We start from the raw sequence: 19,059 nt of genomic DNA on the forward strand, positions 1-19,059 counted from the left end.
AGAGAAGCGGCTACGTTTCATGTCCTGGTCCTCTCGATGGGCCAGAACGAACTTCAAACCGGATTAGATAAGAGGGGCAAGGTCATGCGCGACCTTTTGGCAAAGGCCTAAATTTCAAACTGAGACACTATCCCCGGCCGTGCCTTAGGTTTGTCCCATCATCATGACGATCTTGTGCTAACTTCAAAGCGGATTGCACTGGACCTGCGGAAGAATGCCGAGGATCAGCCTGGACCATCGGTTGGCGACACGTGCCGATATGCCGACGCTGGCTGTGCTGATGAATGCAGCCATCGGCGAGCTTCAGAAGCCGTTCCTCACCGAGGAGCAGATCGCTTCGAGCCGAGCAATCATGGGGCTCGATACGCAACTCGTTGATGATGGAACATATTTCATTGTGGAGCAGAATGGCGTCTTGGCCGGTTGCGGCGGATGGAGTCGGCGCGCAACCCTCTACGGCGGCGACCGTTCACCCGGGCGCGATACAGCTCTGCTTGACCCGACGAAAGACGCTGCGCGCGTGCGTGCCATGTATACGCATCCCAGCTTCATCCGCCGAGGCGTGGGGCGTCTAATCCTCACGCTGTGCGAGGACGCTGCCCGCGGCGAGGGCTTCACAAGTGTCGAGCTTATGGGAACGAGGGCCGGCGAACCGCTCTATCGGGCCTGCGGCTTTGAGGCGGTTGAAGAAGTCGTCGACAACAGAGGCGGAGCGGGCGTGCCACTGTTGCGGATGAGGAAGGCGTTGTGAATGATCGGCGGGCTCGCATAGCCAGTATCGCGATTCGTCATTGGTCTCCCTTTGGAGACCGTGAATCACGAAAACCGCTGCCAACGCCATCTCCCTTGTGGGTCCGGACGCTAGGTCGTAGTCCACCTCGGCAGTCGCTTCTGCCTCTGAATCAACGAGTCCTGACCCTACTTGTCCTTCCAGAATTCGGCCTGGAGTTGCGCCGCTTCATCGGCAAGCAGCGGGCCGACGACTTCAGTCGGACGCTGCCCGGCTTCGAAGACGATCCTGCAGGGCAGGTCGAGCGTGGGATTCTCGACATGTGCACCCGTCAGCCGCTTGAGGTCATGTTCGCTCTGCCCAAAGACGACCCGTCCGATGCCCGCCCAATAGATTGTGCCGGAGCACATCGCGCAAGGTTCGGCCGACGTGTAAAGGGTGCAGGAGGCCAGCTTTTCGAGACTGACATTCATCGCCGCCCACGAGGCCAGCAGCCTTTCGGCATGAGCGGTGCGGTCGCCCCCGTGGGCTTTGTAAGCGTTGGGCTGCTCGCGCAACACATTGCCGTCTTTGTCGGCGAGCAGCGAACCAAAGGGATGCTCGCCGGCATCGCGGGCCTTGCGTGCGACTTCGAACGCCTGTCGGAGCAGGCGCTCATCATAAGGGCGTTGTGGCATCGGCAGACCCTCCGCCGCTTGACCATAGTGCCGAACAATCCGCCGACACAAGTCGGCGGCCTAAAACGCGCGCGTTCGACCGGCCTCATGCGACGCGCTTTCGGTTCTTGTTTTGATGCATGTCGTTATCGCAAAACCGCTGCACACTTGTGCGCGACATGCATCATGCCTCGTTGCGACTGGGGCGTTGAGCCAGCCAGATGCTGCCGATGACGAAAACGACGCCGGCGATTTGAGGCAAGGTCAGCGTCTGATCCAGGATTACCCATCCGAGCAGCACGGCGGTCACCGGGCTGAGGAAAAGCAGCGATGACACCACCGAAGATTCGAGTCGCGCAATGCCCCGGAACCAGAGGACATAGGTCAGCGCCGCACCGATCAGGCCGAGCCATACCAGTCCAAGCAGGTTGGCCGCGGTCGGGAACGGGATGGGTGGTTCGAAAAGCAGGACCACGGGAACGAGAAGGAGACCGCCGGCAGTCAGTTGCCATGCCGTAAAGGCGAGCAGCGATGCTGGCGGCTGCCACTTGCGGCTCAATACGCTTCCGAAGGCCATTGAGGCCGCCCCGGCGAGGCCGGCGGCAACGCCGGCCGCATCGAGCGTCGCATTCGGGGTCAGCACCAGCAACGCGACACCGGCGATCCCGACAAGGGCGGCGACGATCGCCAACCGGCGGACAGGGCTGGCAAGCAGGGCAGCAGCGAGGAAAATCACAATCAACGGCTGGACCGACAGCACGGTCGCCGCGACCCCGCCCGGAAGCCGGTAGGCGGCGACAAACAACATGCTCAGGAAGATCGAGATGTTGAGGGCTCCGAGGACGAAACTGCGCAGCCACCAGATGCCCGTCGGCAATTGCCGGACGATCGCCAGCAGCAGCAATCCGGCGGGCAGGGCTCGCAGCATTGCGACCGTCATCGGCGAGAAGTTCGGCAGGAACTGCGTGGTGACGATATAGGTGCTGCCCCATATTGCGGGTGCGATGGCTGTAAGCAGCAGATCGGAACGGTGCGTTTTCATAAGATTTCCAGAACTTCGGCAAGAGGGCGGCGCGGCTTTTGCGGCCAGTTTCCGGGCGCGGCGCGGCCGACCGCGATGAGCATCACCGGCACTTCATTCCGCGCAAGGCCAAACTCGCGCGCCACGCCGTCGGCATCGAAGCCTGCCATCGGACCGGAGACCAGCCCCAGCGCTTCGGCCGCGAAGATCAGCGTTGCCGCGCCAAGCGTTGCCGAGCGCACCGCTTCGTCGCGGGCCGCTAGAGGATCGGCATATTGGGCGCGGGCGCCCTCCCGCCAGCCCGAAGCCATATCCACCGGCATGAAGCCGGCTTCGACGAAAGGACGCAGCCTGGCATTGAGGGCAGCGTGGTCGGGCAGTACGCCGCAGATTATGAAGGTGACGGCGGCGTCCTGCACCTTGGCCTGGCCATGGGCGAGGCTGCGCAATCGTGCCTTTGCTTCCGGCGTCCGCACCGCGATGAACCGCCAATTCTGAAGGTTGTAGGCGCTTGGCGCGCGCGTTGCGAGACGTGCCAGTTCCTCGATCTCGGCATCCGTCAATTCGTGCGAGGCATCGAACCGATTGGCCGACATGCGGCGCTCGATAAGGAAAATTGCGGGGTTGGTCATCATGTCATTCCGAAACTGAGAAAGTCGTTCGGGAAGCAGATAGAGAATTTACCAAGGAGCGATAATATGCAACAATTGCAAGACATTATTTACTGGAAGAGAATGGTGCGATGGATCGCCTGACGGCGTTGCAGGTTTTCCGCCAGGTGGCGGAACTGAACAGCTTTGCCGAAGCCGGACGGCGGCTCGGTCTCTCGCCTCCCGCTATCAGCAAGAACATCGCCGAGCTGGAGGCGCATCTGGGGGTGCGGCTCATCAACCGGACAACGCGGCGCATGGCGCTGACCGAAGAGGGCAGGATCTACCTGGAGCATGTCACGCAGGGGCTCGATGCGCTGGCCAGGGCCGACCAGGTGCTCGGCCCGATCAAGACGGCGCCGAGCGGCACGTTGCGGGTCAGCGCGCCGATGACTGTCACGTTGACGCGGCTTTCGGCTGCCATCCCCGCGTTTCTATCGCGCTATCCCGATTTGAAGCTCGATCTGCACCTTGACGACAGGCGCGTCGATATCGTGCGGGAGGGATTTGACCTTGCCATTCGCGGCAGCGACAATCTCGAGGATTCCAGCCTGGTCGCCAGAAAGCTTGCGGTCATGCCGCACGTGCTTTGCGCAGCTCCGTCCTACTTCGAGGAGCATGGCCGGCCCAAGACGCCTGCCGATTTGAAGGCGGCCAATTGCATCCGGTTCAGCCTCTCGGGGCATGCGGACATATGGGAATTCCGCAAGGACGGCCGCGCCGAGCGGATCGCCATCGACGGACGATATACGGTCTCGTCAAGCCTTGCCGTGCGCGATGCGCTGCGTGCCGGCTTCGGCGTCAGCCTGATCCCCTATCCCTATGTCGAGAGCGACCTGAAAGCAGGCCGGCTGCAATCGGCTCTGGATGACTGGGACAAGGTTGAAACCACGCTCTACGCGGTCTATCCGGCACGCCAGCATCTTGCCCCGAAAATCCGCGTCTTCCTTGATTTCCTGATCGAGGAATTCAGCCGGGACAAAGAGAAGCCGTTCGTGCCTCCCCGGCGTGAACGCCCGGCAAAGCGCGGTGTCGGCGAGGGGACGGATGCGGAAAATCAAGCTAGGATATTGCCGGCGATTTCATCTCCTTGACACGCCTCCAAATCCGGACTTTGTGGAGCTATGCAGGACGCGAAGCCGAATAAGGGAAAGACAGCGGCCGAGGCGTTCGCCGAACGCACGAGCGGTATTCGCCGGGTCGATGCGGCGCGCATACCGGGGTCGAGCGTGCATGCCTCGCTGGCCAACGAAATCGGGCTGAGGATCGTGCGCGGCGATTATCCGCCGGGAACCATCCTGCCCAACGAAGCCAAATGGTCCGAGACTTTCGACGTCAGCCGCTCGGCGGTGCGCGAAGCCATCAAAATGCTGATGGCGAAGAGCCTGCTGTCGTCACGTCCCAAAATCGGCAGCTGGGTCGAGCCTAAGGAACGCTGGAACCTGCTCGATCGCGACGTGCTGGCCTGGTACGCGACCTCGCCGGACCGCGAGGTGTTCCTCAGGACCGTGCAGGAATTCCGCCACATCATCGAGCCGGAGGCCAGCGCCTTTGCCGCCATGCGACGCACCGACGAGCAGATGGCCGAGATCAGCCAGGCCTGCCGCGAGATGGGCGAGGCGACCAACCTGCAGGAGCGGACGCGCGCCGACACGCGTTTTCATCTCGCCATCCTGCGCGCCTCGGGCAACGATCTGCTGGTGCCGCTCGGCGTGCTGATCGAATCGGCATTCGATCATCTGTTCGCTTATACCACGCGGGAACTCGACGATTTGCAGCATGCGCAGAGGCTGCATGAGGCAATCGAGAAGAGCATCCGCCTGCAGCGGCCGGACGCGGCGCGCAATGCGGTGCGCAAGCTGCTGGCCAATACCGACAGCGTCATCAAGTCCAGGTAGCCGCCGCCACACATTCAAACAGTCGGATTGTGTCGGTGCGGCCGCCGATGGTGCGCGCTTGACCAATGTTTGCCGGCGAGGTTTCGGCACGAATGGTTCCCGTCAATCGATACGAAATGGGTCTGTTTGACGAACCGGCTGCCGATTAGCTTCCAGATGCGCAAGTCGCTTGGGTCGACCTTAACAACAAGCATAGGGGAAATCGGCATGAGCATGAAAAATGGGCTATCGAAAATTGGCTTCCACGTCAGCCGGGTTGTCGCCATTTCGGCGGTGGCCTTGCTGCCGGTCTTCGGCGCAGCGGCCATGGCGCAGGACAAGGATATCTCGATCTATTTTGTCGGCTGTGCCGCACCGACGGGCTTTCATGGCTATCTGGCACGCGGCGCCGAGGAGGCCGGCAAAAACCTCGGCGTGAAGGTCACCTATATTTTCCCGGATCAGCTTACCATTCCAAACCAGGTGCAGAAGATCGAGGAGGCGATCGCCGCCCAGGCCAACGGCATCGCCATCTGCGCCTTCGCCGAGGATTCGTCCTATGCCGATGTCGCCGCGCGCGCCAAGGAAGCCGGCATTGCCTTCGGCAGCGCCGCCGCGCCGCCGTCCGGCTCGCAAGTGCGCGATCCCAACGATTTCTTCCTGTTCCGCACCGGATCTGATGAAGCGGCGGCGGGCAAGTTGACGGCGCAGCGACTGGTCTCGATGGGCGTCAAGGGCCGCGTCGTGGTCGCCAATCAACAGCCGGGCGACGCGAGCTGCCAGCTCAGGGCGACGTCGCAGATCGATGAGCTCAAGAAGGCCGGCATCGAGGCCGACTTCCTCGAACTGACCATGGATCCGGGCCAGCAGGCGGAAGCGCTGTCAAATTACCTGCGCGTGCACCCCGATACGGCCGCGGCCACGAGCACATGCGACGTGATCGATGGTTTCCTCTCCGCCAAGGCAGATAGCGGCCGGGACGACCTGGTGCTCACCGGCTACGACATCGTCGCGCAATCGCTCGATGCGATAAAGGATGGCCGGCAGGCGTTCACCATCGACCAGCAGCAGTTCTGGCGCGGCTACATGCCTGTGCTGCTCCTGACCCACTACCTGAAATACGGCCTGATCGAAGGTAATTACTTCCTGACCGGTCCGACGGTCGTCGACAAGGACAATGTGGAGCGCGTCTCGGCATTGGTGAAGGAGGGCTATCGCTGATGCACGCCGCCCAAAAGTCCATCAGTGGTTTTTGGACGACAGCAAAAACCTAGCACGCGTCCAGGACGGGCGGCCAAGCCGCCCGTTCGCCATCTTCGTGGCCACTCTTGTATCGGGGTGACGGCATGAACGAACAGCCCGGGCCGAATGCGGCCAACAAGCCTTCCTCCCGTGTGGTCGCCGGCGAGGCGCTGAGACGGCTGATGCTGCGGCCGGAGGCGACGTCGATCGCGGCCGTCGTCATCCTGTTCCTGGTCTTCACCGCGCTCAGCCCGCAGCTTTTCCCCACCAGGCTGTCCTACATCAGCATCATGGCCGTCGCGGCCGAACTCGGTATCGTCAGCGTCGGCGTCACGCTGCTGATGATCGGCGGTCACTTCGACTTGTCGGTGGGCGCGGTGCTCGGACTCACCTCGTTCGTCTGCGTGGTGCTGATGCGCGACTTCGGCCTGCCACCGATCGTCGCCGCGCCGGTCGCGGTGGCCGTCGGAGCCGCGCTTGGCTGGGCCAACGGCATGATCGTGGTCAGGTTCCGCATCCATTCCTTCGTCGTGACGCTCGGCACCATGCTGATCTGGCGCGGCATACTGATCGCGCTGACCGGCGGCTTTCCGATGACGGTCGCCATTCCGCCTGGATTCAAGGCCATAATGGCGGGTCCGCTGCTTGCCGGCTTTCGTATGTCGATGCTGTGGTTCCTGGCAATCGGGCTGGCAGGCACCTTCCTGCTGGCGCGCACCAGGTTCGGCAACTGGATCCAGGCACGTGGCCAGAACGAACAGGCGGCGCGCAATCTCGGCGTACCGGTGGACCGCGTCACCGTCATCCTGTTCATGATCACATCCGCGCTGGCAGCCATCGCCGGCGTCATCCAGGTTGCCCGCTTTTCCTCCGTCGACGCGTTGCGCGGCGAGGGCATCGAACTGCAGGCGGTAGCCGTTACAGTTATCGGCGGGACGCTGCTGGCCGGCGGCTACGGCAGCGTCATCGGCACCATTCTCGGAGCCGTCACCTTCGGCATGATCCAGGTCGGCCTGGTGCTGGCAGGCGCTCCCGGCCATTTCTTCCGCACGCTCACCGGCGTCATTGTGGTCGGCGCGGTCATCCTCAATACCTCGGTGGCGCGCCGAATCGCCAAATCCAGGCCGATGGGCGGCTTCAAGCGCGACAGCAGTGCTGCCGACGCGGCGATTGCCGGCAACGCCGCAACGGCGGCGAAGGAGAAGACGCGATGAGCGAGCCGTCTGGCCTGGATGCCCAGCGCGGGGCCCGGCTGCCGGCCGGCAGCGGCTCCGACGACCTGACCCTTCGCCGCCCTCCGGTCGAGCCGGTCGCTGCCGGCGCGGTGCCGGTGATCGAGGCTGTCAACCTGTCGAAAGGGTTCGGCGCCACCACCGCGCTGGTCGACGTGTCGCTAAGCGCCTATGCCGGACGCATCCTGGCGCTGCTCGGCGACAACGGCGCCGGCAAATCGACCTTGATCAAGATCCTGTCCGGCGTCTTCCCGCCGGACAGGGGAGAATTGCGCTTCAACGGCGAGAAGGTGGCTTTCGCCAACCCGGCTCAGGCGCGCGAACGCGGCATTGCCACGGTGTTCCAGGACCTTGCCGTCTGCGAATTGCTGTCGGTCACACGCAATGTCGTGCTCGGCCGCGAACCGCTGAAAGGTTTCGGGCCGTTCAAATGGCTCGACATGAAACGCGCCGACGACATGGCGCGCTCGGCGCTGCATCAGCTCGGGGTGCGCTGGGAACGCGGTCTCGACGAACGCGGCGTCAACATTTCCGGCGGCGAACGCCAGTCCCTGGCAATCGCAAGAGCCATGTTCTTCGGATCGTCGCTGCTTGTGCTGGATGAGCCTACGTCGGCTCTGGCCGTGCGTCAGGCAGGCCGGGTGCTCGAGCACATTCTCAGGGCACGCGAGCAGGGCCAGGCGGTCATCCTGATCACCCACAATTTCCGTCACGCGCTCTCGGTGGCCGACGATCTGGTGGTTCTGGCGCAGGGGCGCGTGGCGGGCCGGTTCCGGCGTGACGAGATCGAGCTCGACGAATTGACCGACCTCGTTGCCCGTGTCGGGTGAGATGACAATGCAGCAGTTCAGGAGCAGGAAATGACCGTAAAGACCGCAAGGAAGCGTGTCGTCATCCACGAGGACGACGTCGGCATGAGCCATGGCGCAAATGTCGCGTTTTTCGAACTGTCGAAGTTCGGCACATGCAGTTCCGGTTCGGTGATGGCGCCATGCCCGTGGTTCCCGGAAGCCGCTCAGATCGCCGTCGCCAATCCCGATTTCGACCTCGGCGTGCACTTGACGCTGACCAGCGAGCAGAAGCCGTATCGCTGGCGTCCGCTGACCAACCCGCCCAAATCGGCTGCGATGACTGACGAGTTCGGCTATTTCTGGCACGACCGTACCGCAGGCGCGCAAAGCCCATCCCGATGCGGTGGAAGCGGAACTGCGTGCGCAGATCGAATGCGCCATCGCTGCCGGCATCGACATCACCCATCTCGACGCTCACATGGGCACGGCGCAGATGCCGGAATTCATCGCCATCTATCGCAAGCTCGGCCGGGAATACCGGCTGCCGGCGCTGCTGGTGAAGGACCTGTCGGGCTACAACCCGGCGAGCTATGCCGGTGAGCTGGACATTGCCCGCTACGATGCCGAAATCGTAACGGCGCAAGCGGCAGGCGAACCGGTGTTCGACATCGTTCTGGAAACGCCCTGGGCGCGCAAGACGGATGCGCAGACGGCCTACCACGCGATGTTTGCCAGAATCCCGGAGGGGTTGAGTTTCCTGTCGCTGCATTTCAACACGGTAGGCGATTTCGAGGCGATCAATCCTCCGGATGCCCATCTGCGGACCGAGGAATACGCGTTGTTCAAGACGGCGCGCGTCAAGGCGTGGATCAGCGAGTTCGACATCGAAGTGATCGGCATGCGCGGCATGCGTGATGAACTGCGCGCCGCCAAGATCTGAAAGCCGACGATCTTATGAGGCCAGATGCCGCCGGGTCAGCCCGATCAGCAGCGCCTGGTCGCGGGCGGCGTGTTCGGGCGGGTTGACGACGGCATCGCCATTGACGATCGCCGCCCAGAAGCCACGCATCTCCTCGACGAAGGCTTCGGCGTAACCGGCCCGCAAATCTTTCTTCGACAGCGTGTGACCGTCCGAGGTCGTCACCGTCAGCCGGGTCGGATGATGGTTGAGCCAGGGCGAGGGGAATTCGAGCTCGAGGCTGGCATCGTCGAAGAACAGCGTGATCCGCTCCTTGTAGTCGGCGAGCTTGGGCACGGTGAGATGCGTCATGGTCCACAGCGCCTGCCCGTCCAGCAACTTGACGGCGCCGTGGCCGCCGTCGCCATTGGCAAAGATCTGCGCGCCGACGACCTCGCCGTCCGGCACGCCGAGCGCATCGAGCAGACCATGGACGGCGTTGACATCGTGAATCAAGGCCGAGCTGTAAGCGCCGGTAAATCCACGGAAAGCGAGATCGGTCAGATGCACGCCGACGGCCTCTTCGACCTGGCGCTTCTGCTTTGCGGCGACAGTGGCGACCATGTCTTGTGGGATATCGGTACCGCGCCTGTAGGGCTGATGGGCAATGAACGGCCAGGCGTCGGGATCGTTTACCTCCACCGAGACCGCGCGCAGCGTGCTCGATGTTCCAGGCAGCGAAGCGAGCGCCAGCCGGTAATTCGGATCAAAGCGCTTCATATAGCCGACCTGAACGATTTTCCTGGCGGCATCGCGCGCGGCGATGATCCCGGCGATTTCCGCCAGCGGATAGCAGAGTGGTTTTTCGCAAAAGACGTGCAGGCCGCGCGCCAGCGCCGCCAGCACTTGTTCGTGATGCAGCGGGTCCGGCGAGCCGATCACCACCGCGTCGAGGTGTTGGTCGAAGAGCTGGTCGATTGTTTCGAAATTGGCAATGCCATGGGTGTCGGTGACGAACTGCCGCGAAATCCTCGAGGGATCGGCGACGCCGACCAGCTCGAACAATTCACCGAGGCGCAGCAGATTGGGGATGTGCTCGACCTGCGAGATCATGCCGGCGCCGACGACCCCGACGCGTATCCTGCTCATTGGATCATTCCCCGCAATGTCCGATTGTCAGCTCAAGGCGCCGCAGGCGGCCGGTTGCCGATCTGGGCGAGCAGGCCGGCAATCTCCGCCTCGACCGCTTTCAGATCCTCGCCGCCCGACATGATCGAGATGACCTCGTCGCGCGAGATTTCCGATTTGGCATAGGTGCCGCGATTGCGGCCGCGGTTGAGCAGGGTGAAGGTGTCGCCGACCGGATAGGCGTGGTGGATGTTGTGGCTGATGAAGATGACGGCCAAACCCCGCATGCGTGCTTCGATGATGAATTTCAGCACCATCGCCGCCTGGTGGACGCCGAGTGCGGAAGTCGGCTCGTCGAGGATCAGCACGCGCGCACCAAAATGCACGGCGCGGGCGATCGCCACCGACTGGCGCTCGCCGCCCGACAGCGTGCCGACGGCCTGCGTCGGATCGCGCACGTCAATGCCGATATCGGCCATCGCCTGCCTGGCGATGGTGTTGGCGCGCTCCTTGTCGATGCGTGAGAAGGGCAGGCTGCTTTTGGTCGGCTCGCGGCCGAGGAAGAAGTTGCGGGTGATCGACATTAGCGAGATCATGCCGAGGTCCTGGAACACCGTTGCCACGCCGAGCTCCTGCGCGTCGCGCGGGCTGCGGAAGGTGACCGGCTTGCCGTCGACCAGGATTTCGCCCTTGCTCGGCCGATAGACGCCGGACAGGACCTTGATCAGCGTCGACTTGCCGGCGCCGTTGTCGCCGAGCAGGCAGTGGACCTCGCCCGGATAGACCTTGATGTCGATGTCCTGGAGGGCGCGCACCGAGCCGAAATTAACGCTGACGCCGCGCAGTTCCATTGCCGGTTCGGTCATTTGGGCCGGTTCGGTCATTTGGGCCGGCTCGGTCATTTGCCACCTCCGCGGCCGAGCGCCTTCAGCCTGATGTAGTTGTTGACCAGCACGGCCATCAGGATGACGATGCCGAGGAAGACCTTGAACCAGTCGGTGTCGATGCCGGTGTAGAAGATGCCCATCTGCACCAGCCCGAAGATCAGCGCGCCGAACAGCACGCCATAGACGGTGCCGTAGCCGCCGGTGAGCAGCACGCCGCCGATGACGGCGGCGATGATCGCCTCGAATTCCTTGAGCAGGCCGCGCGTGGTGTCGGCGGAGCCCGCCTCCATCACCTGGATGGTGGCAAGCAGCGTCGCCGCGCAGGCGGTGTAGACGAACAGGCTGATTTTGACGCGATCGACCGGCACGCCGACGTTGCGGGCTGCGATCAGATCGCCGCCGGTGGCGAAGATCCAGTTGCCGTATTTCGTCTGGGTGAGCACGTAGCCGGCCAGCGCCGTCAGGCCGAGCCACCAGACGATCGACATCGGAATGCCGGCGACGAAGGGAATGCCGTCGCTGCGGGTGGCGATCCAGCCTTGCGCGCCCATCCAGTGGAACAGGCCGGTGAGCAGATGGCCGTTGAAAATGCCGGCCGTCGCCGGATCCGGTGCGCCTTCGAGTATGTAGGGGATCTGGGTGCGGCCGGTGACGGCGCGGGTGATGCCGATCGACAATCCGCGCAGGATATAGAGCGTGGCGAGCGTGACGATGAAGGAGGGCAGGCGCGTCTTCACCACGATCAGGCCGTTGAGATAGCCGGTGAGGATGGCAACGGCGAAGGCACAGGCGATGCCACCCCATAGCGGCAGGCCCCAGTACTTCACCGTCAGCCCGATGACGACACCGGCAAAGCCGACCATGGAGCCGACCGAAAGGTCGAACTCGCCGGCGATGATGAGGAGTGCTGCCGCGGTGGCGACGATGCCGAGCTCCGCCGACAGCGTCAGGAATGTCATCGATCCCTGCAGCGAATAGAGGTTTGCCGCGCCCGGCAGCAGCGCAAAGATGATGATCGTCGCAAGCAATCCGCCGGCAGCACCGGCTTCCGGCCGGCGCAGCCACTGGGTCAGCTTGCCGGTGCTGGCCAGCCGTTCGTCGGCGCCGGCAGCCCGCTTCGACGTCATGCCGAAGCGGTCGGTCGCCTTCAGTTCGCCCGGAGATATAGCCTTGTCTTCCACGACCGCCATTAGGCTCTCCAATCGCTCAATTCGCAATCTTCGAACGGATCGGGAGTGCGCTTGGCATTCTCCCGTTCCGTCGAAGCGCTTGCTTAGCGGATGCCCTCTTTGGCGAGCGCCAGGATCGCCTTGGCTTTTTCCGGCGAGTCGATGAACAGCGGTCCGGTATAGGCGTTGTTCTGCGGCCAAAAGCCGTGCGTCGCTTGCTCGACCAGATAGATCACCGGCAGATAGCCCATCAGATATTGCTGGGCGTCCATGCCGAAGCCCATTTCGCCGGCCACGACAGAATCGAGGACCTCCGGGCTGATGTCGAATGTGTAGAGCTTGAGCTTGCCGAACAGTTCCTTGTCGCGGAACATCGGGATCAGCGGGTTGGCGGCGGTGGCGCCAAGCGCAAAGACGGCCTGCGTGTCGGGATGCGCCGACAGATAGGCCTCGGTGCGGCGCTGGATGTCGGCCGGATCCGGCGCCACTGCCAGAACCTCGGTGCCGCCGCCGGAGGGCTTCAGCCCGTCATTGAGGCCCTGGCAGCGCTGGTCGAGGCTGACATTGCCGACCTCGTGGTTGATGCAGACGACCTTGAGCGTGCCTTCCTTGGCCAGCCGCTCGCCGGCCTTCTTGCCGGAATCATATTCGGAAACGGTGCCGACATAGAGCGTCGTGCCGAGCTCGGCGCCTTCCTTTTCACCGGAATCCAGAACCACCATCGGAATATTGGCGGCAAGCCCGGATTTGACCGATTTGCCGAGCGCATTGGCGTCGGCGATGGAGACGGCGATACCATCCGGCTTGGTGGCGATGGCGGCGTCGAGAAGCCGGGCCTGCTCGACCACGTCGAAGACCTGCGGCGCGTAATATTCGACCTTGGCGCCGGTAAGGGCGGCCGCGTCATCGACGCCGCGCTTGACCACCGACCAATACGGATCGGACGCCGACCCATGCACTACGAAGGTGATGCGGACGTCCTTCGGATCCTTCAGGCCCGCGGCATGCGCGATACCTGTCATCAGGCCCGCCGAAACGAAGGCGCCCAATGCCACTTTCAGAAGAGTTTTCATCCTATTCTCCCATTTGTCGTTGCAGTTCCAATCCCTCTGGCGCCGTTTTCCGGCCACGACGATCGGCTCACGTTGCGGATCGGGTGGCCGCTTTGCGGGCCTTTGCCGACGCCGATCGCTGTTCGCCCGCGTTGTTGCCGCGGGCTGTTGTTGATGATCGCCCGGCCGAGAGCGCTGCGCGAAGCTCCTCGCGCAACGGCTTCATGCCGATGACGTCGATCGGCTGTGCGGCGAGCCAGTCGCGAAAGCCCTGGTCTCGGAACAGCTCGTACTCTTCGGTGCGAATATAGGCGGAGCGCGGCTCGATCAGCTCGAGTTCACCGGGCGCGTTGCAATGCAGGCAAAAGAAGGTCAGGCCCTCGCGCACACCCTCGATGAGCGCCTTGTAAGCCGGCTCGATCGGCCTGGAACGCGGCCGGCCCCAGGTCGTCTGGATGGCGGCGTCGAAAATGGCAAAGCCGCCAGCGCGGGCCAGCGCCACGCCGCGCTGGAACGCCTCCTCGGTGACGCCGACCAGATTGTCGTTGGGGGAATAGGCGGACAGCGTCTTGGTCAGCAGCACGGGCAGTTGATATTCGAGCCCGAGCTTGATGTAGATGTTGCAGAATTCCGGCGACAATGCCGCTCCCATATGCGCGTCGAGATGGGTGACGTCGATGCCGGCGCGATAGGCGGTGTCGATCTGGGCGCGAAGCTCGGCCTCGACCGCCTGCGGCACCGCCTTGCGGCGCGTGGTCGCCACATCCGGCCACAAGAAGCCGAACTCGTCGGTCAAGCCGGCCGCCCGCGACGGCGCGGTCAACGGCCGCCATTTGTAGTGCTGCTTCTCGCTGTTCAGCGTAAGGTGGACGCCGAGGTCGAGGCCAGGGTTGGCGGCGGCGCTTTCGGCCATTTCGAGGAACCACGGGCACGGCACCATCACCGCGCCGGAACTGCAGACACCCAGCCCGCTCAATTCGAGGAAGGCGCTGTTGGCGCCGTGGCACATGCCGACATCGTCCTCGTGGAGTACGATCCGTTTGCTGGAGCCGGCGGCGTTCACGAACGGCCGCCTTTCCGCCGGCACGCCGGTTTCCAGGGTCTTCCAAAGTGTGTCCCGTATTTCATGGAACCAACCGTTTGCCCAACTGGCCGGAATGGAACGCCGAAACCTGCCTTTCCGACAGGGCCACTTTGGCGAATTCGGATGGGTACGATTTGCCTGCCGGCTGAGACACTTAGCTGCCGATTTCCCCAATCACGGTTCAAAACCAGTCATAGGAACCGTCTTCCGGGCGCAGATGGCTTGGTCGAATAGCGGCGGAGTGGTTCTTTCAAACCGTGCCGACAAGCCTACAGCTGTCCACACCATCAAGCGACCACATTATCAAGTGACCCACATTATCAAGTGACTGGAGGCCTGTCATGTACACCGCCGGCGAAGAGGAAATCGAAGCCATTGCCAGGGTGATCCGCTCGGGCGCGCTGTTTCGTTACGGCAAGGACAGCGAATGCGACCGCTTCGAGGCCCGCTATGCGCAGCATCTTGGCGTCGAGCATTTCGCGCTGGCCGCCAGCGGCACCTATGGGCTCGCCGCCGGCCTGATCGGCCTCGGCATCGGCCCGGGGGACGAAGTGCTGGTGCCGGCGCACACCTATATGGCGACAGCGACCGCGGTGCTGTCGGTCGGGGCCATTCCCGTCATCGTCGACATCGACGAGAGCCTGACCATCGATCCCATCGCCCTGCGCGATGCCATCGGGCCGCGCACCAGGGCGGTCATCCCGGTGCATATGTGGGGCGCGGCCTGCAACATGAATGCGATCATGGACATTGCTGCCAAGCGCGGCTTGCTGGTGCTGGAGGATGTCTGCCAAGGCATCGGCGGCGGCTATGAGGGCCGCAAGCTCGGCTCGATCGGCCATGCCGGCGCCTATTCCTTCAACTACTTCAAGAACATGACCTCGGGCGAGGGCGGCGGTATCGCCACCAGCGACCCGAAAGTGGCGGAGCGGGCGCGCTGCGCCATCGACCCTTGCCATTTCTACTGGCAGGGCAGAAGCGACAGCATCAAACCCTTCGCCGGCATCGGCGCGCGTGCTTCCGAACTGATGGGGGCGATGCTCAACGTCCAACTCGACCGGCTGGACGGCATCATCGAGGCGATGCGGGTCGAGAAGAAGACGGTGCTGGCCGGTACCCGCCACCTTAGCAATCTTGGGCTGACGCCGTCGCCGATGAACAGCGCGGACGACGATTGTGCCGCACAGGTGATGTACCTGCTGCCGAGCGAGCAGGCGGCGCAGACTTTTTCGAAGACCATTCCGAGCGTCGTTGCCGGCAAGACCGGCCGTCACAATTTCACCCAGTGGGACCAGGTGCTGATGCATGAAGGCGCGCATCATCCGGCGCTCAATCCTTACGCACTGCCCGAGAACCAGGGCCTGCGGCTGGATTATTCCGACGCCCTCGGCAAGCGCTCTCTCGACATCCTCAACCGCACCGTGATGGTCGCCATGAACCCGGCGCACAGCGATACCGACATTCAGGACATGATCCACAACATCGACGCGGCGGCGCGGGTGGCGCTGGAGAATGCTTCGCTCGATGATATCGAATTGCGCAAGGCGGCACCGGTTGATCTGCAGAAGTTCGACAGTGTGAACTAGACCAGATCCGGCGCGGTTTGCTACCCTGCGGTCGAGTTCCTTGCCCGGTGGCCGGCCGAGGATTCCGGCCGGCATAACCGGCCGCCAAAAAATCCGCAGGCCCGTGTCGGATAGGCCGGGCTCCGCTCGTCCTAGGGGGCATCGATCACCAACACGGAGGATTAACGATATGCCCGGCACCGTACGGCTGCACCGCGTTCTGACAACCAGCTCGGAGAAAGTCTACCGCGCGTTCCTTGAAGCGGATGCACTTGCGAAATGGCTTCCGCCGAACGGCTTCACCTGCACGGTTCATCACTTCGAGGCGAAAGTCGGCGGTGCGTTCAAAATGTCCTTCCGCAACTTCACCACCGGCGACAGCCACTCGTTCGGCGGCGAATATGTCGAGCTCGTGCCCAATGAGCGACTGCGTTACACCGACCGGTTCGACGACCCCAACCTGGCCGGCGAGATCGAGGTGACCGTGACATTGAAGAAAGTGTCGGTCGGCACCGAAGTGAATATCACGCAGGCAGGTATCCCAGACGCCATCCCGGTTGAGGCCTGCTATCTCGGCTGGCAGGAGTCGCTGCGAAATCTGGCGAAGCTCGTTGAACCCGAGATCAACCAGTAAGGTAAAGCGCTGCGCTGGCGGGTTGGCGTCGCTAACCGGAAACCCAGGGATGACGCCGGTCTTCCCACCCAACATGCGCCGGGGCCGGAAAGGCGGGATCGGCGAAGCAGCCGACCGCGACGGCGATCCATTCAGGCTTTCGCTCGGGCTCCCAGAAGACGCTCGAGCCGCAGCCCGGGCAGAAATGGAAAGTGACATGGTGGCCGCTCCGAGCTGATCGCCTGTAGGTACTGGCGTCGCCTTCGGCTTCTACCTTGTCGCGCGCAAAGAAGGCGGCGACGCCGTATGTGCTGCCGGTCCGTTTCTGGCAGTCGAGGCAGTGGCACTGTGCGACCAGCTGCGGCTCTCCGTTACAGGAGATCCTCAGTTGCCCGCAGGCACAGGATGCGGTTCTCATGGCAATCCTCATGGTTCAGATGAATGCGTTGCCCGCCAATACCGGCGGTGGGCATGCTTCTGGTTTTCGGGGAGGTTCGGCCTTGGGAAGCGCGCTTTGCGCGAACGCCGAAAACAAGGACCGACGCCCTATATTCCTAATCACTGCGGGCGACCGACTCAACCCCGCGGTGAACGAGATGGAGAGCCTGGCTCTAGCTTCTATCCAATCTTAGGAACGCGGCGCGCAACGCCAGAACGGCGCGCAGGATCTGACGTTCGTCCATCGCCGCATAGCCGAGCAGCAGGCCGTGCTCGGGCTCAGTGGAATGATAGTTGATGGAGATGCCCTGAACGTCGAGCCCCTCCTTGAGGGCGGCGGCGACCACGTCGCTGTCCTTATAGGGCCTGACGAAGCTCGCCAGCAGCTGCATGCCGGAATCGTTTTCCGTGACGATCAGCCATTCGGCCAGATGCTCCTGGCACAGCTTGACGAAGTTCGCCTGCCGGCGCGCGTAGAGCCGGCGCATGCGCTTGAGGTGCGTGGCGAAATAGCCCTGCATGATGAAGTCGTTGACCGTTGCCTGCAGGATCAGCGGCGCGAACTGGCCGGTGATGCTCACCGCCCGGTCGAACGGAACCGACAATTCGCGCGGCACGATCAGATAACCGATGCGCAGCGCCGGAATCAGCGTCTTGCCGAAGCTGCCGATATAGACGACGCGGTCGGCATGGTCGAGCCCGCGCAGCGCCGGCACCGGCCGGCCGCGGAACCGGTATTCGCCGTCATAGTCATCCTCGACGATCCAGGCGCCGTTGCGTTCGGCGATGTCGAGCAGTTGCAGCCGCTCCTCGATGCGCATGATGGTGCCGAACGGCCATTGGCAGGATGGCGTCACATAGATTAGCCGCGGCGGCGGCAGCTCCGGATCGGCAAGATGCCAGCCGCGCCGGTCGACCTTCAACGGTGCCAGCTTGGCGCCGCTGGCGAGAAAGGCGCTTTTGGCGCCGAGATAGCCGGGCTCTTCCATCCAGACATGGTCGCCTTCGTCCATCAGCACGCGCGAGACCAGATCGAGCGCTGCCTGCGCACCGGTGACGATGATCACCTGGTCGGCGGTGCAACTGATGCCGCGCGACAGGCCGATGGTCGAGGCAATGGCCTGGCGCAGGCCGGGGTGACCGGCAAAGGAGAGATAACCAAGCAGACTATCGTCGCGGCTGCGTGCATTGCGCACCAGAAGGCTTGACCAGATGGTGAACGGAAACGATGCCGTTTCAGGCACGCCGGGATGGAAATTGATGACGCCGGCATTACGCGGCGGTTGCGGGCCGTTGACGATGGTCTGACCGCGCCGCGACAGCTTTTGCGGCGCTGCCAGTCCGGCGCGCAGGGATGCCAAGGGGCGGTTCTGCTGGATCGGCGCCACCCAGGTGCCCGATCCGGCACGCGCCTCGATAAAACCTTCGGCAAGGAGCTGGTCATAGGCGGCGATGACCGTGTTGCGCCCGACCTTCAGATCTTCGGCCAGCGAGCGCGTCGACGGCAGCAGCGTGTTCTGCGGGATCTGGCCGTCAAGAATGAAGCGTCGCAAGGCGCCGTAGATCTGACGATGCATCGGTTCTTCCGAAGCGCGGTCGACCGACATGATGTCGAGGGAAAGGCGCATGTGGTCGGGCAAGGCACTATCCCCCGACGAACCGGGCGGCGCGGGCGATCTTTTCCTCGTTGAGCCGGCAGACGGTGTCGAGCACCAGCCGCCTGGTTTCGGGACGGATCTCGCGGCTGTTCTTCAGCGCGCGATGCACGGTGGCGGCGCCAAGTTCCGCCTTCTCGGCAATCTCGCGGATGGTGCAAAGCCGTTCCATGCCAAGCGCAGCTTCGAAAGCCATATCGCTCCTCCTCGGTTGCATCAAGGCACGGCTTCCGGTCGGCCTCAAGCTTGAAAGTCGGGGTTTGCAATCCAGAGCCGGGATTCTGCGATCCGCGCCGCGCAGGGAGCAAGGCGGCGCGGATCGCCGGGCGCTTTCGCGTCGCTAACCCCATCGCGGCGCGCGCTCATCGTGT

At 63.4% G+C, this 19,059-nt stretch carries 20 protein-coding genes and 1 pseudogene; 10 read left to right on the plus strand and 11 right to left on the minus strand.

Annotated elements, in window-relative coordinates; all coding sequences use genetic code 11:
- Nucleotides 1–259: 259 nt before the first annotated feature.
- Nucleotides 260–751 (plus strand): GNAT family N-acetyltransferase, encoded by a 492-nt coding sequence (locus NKH99_RS25625; protein ID WP_353016297.1) that lies wholly within the window; start codon nt 260–262, stop codon nt 749–751.
- 167 nt (nt 752–918) lie between these two features.
- Here the strand turns inward: NKH99_RS25625 and NKH99_RS25630 are convergent, their stop codons facing one another.
- The 3 genes from NKH99_RS25630 to NKH99_RS25640 all read right to left on the minus strand — a co-directional run bounded on the left by NKH99_RS25630 (nt 919) and on the right by NKH99_RS25640 (nt 3,039).
- On the minus strand, nt 919–1,407 hold the full coding sequence (locus NKH99_RS25630; protein ID WP_023675810.1) for a nucleoside deaminase: 489 nt from the start codon (nt 1,405–1,407) through the stop codon (nt 919–921).
- Nucleotides 1,408–1,570: 163 nt separating this feature from the next.
- Nucleotides 1,571–2,428, minus strand: coding sequence for an EamA family transporter (locus tag NKH99_RS25635; RefSeq protein WP_353016300.1), 858 nt, complete (start codon nt 2,426–2,428; stop codon nt 1,571–1,573).
- Nucleotides 2,425–3,039 (minus strand): nitroreductase family protein, encoded by a 615-nt coding sequence (locus NKH99_RS25640; protein WP_352542919.1) that lies wholly within the window; start codon nt 3,037–3,039, stop codon nt 2,425–2,427. Before NKH99_RS25640 ends, NKH99_RS25635 begins: the two co-directional genes overlap by 4 nt.
- A 110-nt stretch (nt 3,040–3,149) precedes the next feature.
- On the opposite strand from NKH99_RS25640, the gene NKH99_RS25645 reads away from it, so the two are divergent.
- The 7 genes and pseudogenes from NKH99_RS25645 (at nt 3,150) to NKH99_RS25675 (ending at nt 9,139) form a co-directional block, all read left to right on the plus strand.
- Nucleotides 3,150–4,151 (plus strand): LysR family transcriptional regulator, encoded by a 1,002-nt coding sequence (locus NKH99_RS25645; RefSeq protein ID WP_352475060.1) that lies wholly within the window; start codon nt 3,150–3,152, stop codon nt 4,149–4,151.
- Nucleotides 4,152–4,181: 30 nt separating this feature from the next.
- Complete coding sequence (locus NKH99_RS25650; protein ID WP_352850458.1) at nt 4,182–4,955, plus strand: FadR/GntR family transcriptional regulator; 774 nt, start codon at nt 4,182–4,184, stop codon at nt 4,953–4,955.
- 207 nt (nt 4,956–5,162) lie between these two features.
- The gene (locus NKH99_RS25655) at nt 5,163–6,155 is read left to right on the plus strand and encodes a substrate-binding domain-containing protein (protein WP_352542459.1); all 993 of its coding nucleotides are present in this window, start codon (nt 5,163–5,165) and stop codon (nt 6,153–6,155) included.
- Between the two features lie 125 nt (nt 6,156–6,280).
- Nucleotides 6,281–7,390 (plus strand): ABC transporter permease, encoded by a 1,110-nt coding sequence (locus NKH99_RS25660; RefSeq protein WP_353016304.1) that lies wholly within the window; start codon nt 6,281–6,283, stop codon nt 7,388–7,390.
- Nucleotides 7,387–8,238 (plus strand): ATP-binding cassette domain-containing protein, encoded by an 852-nt coding sequence (locus tag NKH99_RS25665; RefSeq protein WP_352542457.1) that lies wholly within the window; start codon nt 7,387–7,389, stop codon nt 8,236–8,238. Before NKH99_RS25660 ends, NKH99_RS25665 begins: the two co-directional genes overlap by 4 nt.
- A gap of 30 nt (nt 8,239–8,268) precedes the next feature.
- Nucleotides 8,269–8,562, plus strand: a pseudogene (locus NKH99_RS25670) (ChbG/HpnK family deacetylase); the annotation flags it as partial.
- Nucleotides 8,555–9,139, plus strand: a complete 585-nt coding sequence (locus NKH99_RS25675; RefSeq protein WP_353016347.1) for a ChbG/HpnK family deacetylase — start codon at nt 8,555–8,557, stop codon at nt 9,137–9,139. The pseudogene NKH99_RS25670 and the gene NKH99_RS25675, both read left to right, overlap by 8 nt.
- A gap of 12 nt (nt 9,140–9,151) precedes the next feature.
- Here NKH99_RS25675 and NKH99_RS25680 read toward each other — a convergent pair whose 3' ends face one another.
- The 5 genes from NKH99_RS25680 to NKH99_RS25700 all read right to left on the minus strand — a co-directional run bounded on the left by NKH99_RS25680 (nt 9,152) and on the right by NKH99_RS25700 (nt 14,396).
- Complete coding sequence (locus NKH99_RS25680; protein ID WP_352542455.1) at nt 9,152–10,246, minus strand: Gfo/Idh/MocA family protein; 1,095 nt, start codon at nt 10,244–10,246, stop codon at nt 9,152–9,154.
- 32 nt (nt 10,247–10,278) lie between these two features.
- A complete protein-coding gene (locus NKH99_RS25685) occupies nt 10,279–11,091 on the minus strand; it encodes an ATP-binding cassette domain-containing protein (RefSeq protein ID WP_023675815.1) in 813 nt (270 codons plus the stop codon).
- A 32-nt stretch (nt 11,092–11,123) separates the two neighbouring features.
- Entirely contained in the window at nt 11,124–12,239 is a 1,116-nt protein-coding gene (locus NKH99_RS25690; RefSeq protein ID WP_352456268.1) for an ABC transporter permease, read from the minus strand.
- Nucleotides 12,240–12,385: 146 nt separating this feature from the next.
- Nucleotides 12,386–13,354, minus strand: a complete 969-nt coding sequence (locus tag NKH99_RS25695) for a rhizopine catabolism ABC transporter substrate-binding protein (RefSeq protein ID WP_023675817.1) — start codon at nt 13,352–13,354, stop codon at nt 12,386–12,388.
- 67 nt (nt 13,355–13,421) lie between these two features.
- Nucleotides 13,422–14,396, minus strand: coding sequence for a polysaccharide deacetylase family protein (locus tag NKH99_RS25700; RefSeq protein ID WP_352503164.1), 975 nt, complete (start codon nt 14,394–14,396; stop codon nt 13,422–13,424).
- Nucleotides 14,397–14,758: 362 nt separating this feature from the next.
- On the opposite strand from NKH99_RS25700, the gene NKH99_RS25705 reads away from it, so the two are divergent.
- Together NKH99_RS25705 and NKH99_RS25710 are read left to right on the plus strand one after the other, a co-directional pair.
- The gene (locus NKH99_RS25705; RefSeq protein ID WP_353016307.1) at nt 14,759–16,003 is read left to right on the plus strand and encodes a DegT/DnrJ/EryC1/StrS family aminotransferase; all 1,245 of its coding nucleotides are present in this window, start codon (nt 14,759–14,761) and stop codon (nt 16,001–16,003) included.
- Between the two features lie 169 nt (nt 16,004–16,172).
- On the plus strand, nt 16,173–16,616 hold the full coding sequence (locus NKH99_RS25710) for an SRPBCC family protein (protein WP_352465254.1): 444 nt from the start codon (nt 16,173–16,175) through the stop codon (nt 16,614–16,616).
- 31 nt (nt 16,617–16,647) lie between these two features.
- Here the strand turns inward: NKH99_RS25710 and NKH99_RS25715 are convergent, their stop codons facing one another.
- From NKH99_RS25715 to NKH99_RS25725, 3 genes are all read right to left on the minus strand, one after another.
- On the minus strand, nt 16,648–17,013 hold the full coding sequence (locus NKH99_RS25715; RefSeq protein ID WP_352465253.1) for a GFA family protein: 366 nt from the start codon (nt 17,011–17,013) through the stop codon (nt 16,648–16,650).
- 193 nt (nt 17,014–17,206) lie between these two features.
- Nucleotides 17,207–18,673 carry a rhizopine catabolism transcriptional regulator MocR gene (gene mocR / locus NKH99_RS25720; protein WP_352740684.1) on the minus strand — a complete coding sequence of 489 codons (1,467 nt, stop codon included), beginning with the start codon at nt 18,671–18,673 and terminating at the stop codon, nt 17,207–17,209.
- A 4-nt stretch (nt 18,674–18,677) separates the two neighbouring features.
- On the minus strand, nt 18,678–18,884 hold the full coding sequence (locus NKH99_RS25725) for a LacI family DNA-binding transcriptional regulator (RefSeq protein ID WP_352453276.1): 207 nt from the start codon (nt 18,882–18,884) through the stop codon (nt 18,678–18,680).
- Nucleotides 18,885–19,059: the final 175 nt, after the last annotated feature.

The sequence above is a fragment of the Mesorhizobium sp. M0854 genome, assembly GCF_040319815.1.
GTDB lineage: Bacteria > Pseudomonadota > Alphaproteobacteria > Rhizobiales > Rhizobiaceae > Mesorhizobium.

Bases quoted from the DNA above. Each gene is read 5' to 3' on its own strand.
- NKH99_RS25625 (WP_353016297.1), top strand. From the start codon at position 260: ATGCCGACGCTGGCTGTGCTGATGAATGCAGCCATCGGCGAGCTTCAG.
- NKH99_RS25630 (WP_023675810.1), bottom strand. From the start codon at position 1,407: ATGCCACAACGCCCTTATGATGAGCGCCTGCTCCGACAGGCGTTCGAA.
- NKH99_RS25635 (WP_353016300.1), bottom strand. From the start codon at position 2,428: ATGAAAACGCACCGTTCCGATCTGCTGCTTACAGCCATCGCACCCGCA.
- NKH99_RS25640 (WP_352542919.1), bottom strand. From the start codon at position 3,039: ATGACCAACCCCGCAATTTTCCTTATCGAGCGCCGCATGTCGGCCAAT.
- NKH99_RS25645 (WP_352475060.1), top strand. From the start codon at position 3,150: ATGGATCGCCTGACGGCGTTGCAGGTTTTCCGCCAGGTGGCGGAACTG.
- NKH99_RS25650 (WP_352850458.1), top strand. From the start codon at position 4,182: ATGCAGGACGCGAAGCCGAATAAGGGAAAGACAGCGGCCGAGGCGTTC.
- NKH99_RS25655 (WP_352542459.1), top strand. From the start codon at position 5,163: ATGAGCATGAAAAATGGGCTATCGAAAATTGGCTTCCACGTCAGCCGG.
- NKH99_RS25660 (WP_353016304.1), top strand. From the start codon at position 6,281: ATGAACGAACAGCCCGGGCCGAATGCGGCCAACAAGCCTTCCTCCCGT.
- NKH99_RS25665 (WP_352542457.1), top strand. From the start codon at position 7,387: ATGAGCGAGCCGTCTGGCCTGGATGCCCAGCGCGGGGCCCGGCTGCCG.
- NKH99_RS25680 (WP_352542455.1), bottom strand. From the start codon at position 10,246: ATGAGCAGGATACGCGTCGGGGTCGTCGGCGCCGGCATGATCTCGCAG.
- NKH99_RS25685 (WP_023675815.1), bottom strand. From the start codon at position 11,091: ATGACCGAACCGGCAATGGAACTGCGCGGCGTCAGCGTTAATTTCGGC.
- NKH99_RS25690 (WP_352456268.1), bottom strand. From the start codon at position 12,239: ATGACGTCGAAGCGGGCTGCCGGCGCCGACGAACGGCTGGCCAGCACC.
- NKH99_RS25695 (WP_023675817.1), bottom strand. From the start codon at position 13,354: ATGAAAACTCTTCTGAAAGTGGCATTGGGCGCCTTCGTTTCGGCGGGC.
- NKH99_RS25705 (WP_353016307.1), top strand. From the start codon at position 14,759: ATGTACACCGCCGGCGAAGAGGAAATCGAAGCCATTGCCAGGGTGATC.
- NKH99_RS25710 (WP_352465254.1), top strand. From the start codon at position 16,173: ATGCCCGGCACCGTACGGCTGCACCGCGTTCTGACAACCAGCTCGGAG.
- NKH99_RS25715 (WP_352465253.1), bottom strand. From the start codon at position 17,013: ATGAGAACCGCATCCTGTGCCTGCGGGCAACTGAGGATCTCCTGTAAC.
- NKH99_RS25725 (WP_352453276.1), bottom strand. From the start codon at position 18,884: ATGGCTTTCGAAGCTGCGCTTGGCATGGAACGGCTTTGCACCATCCGC.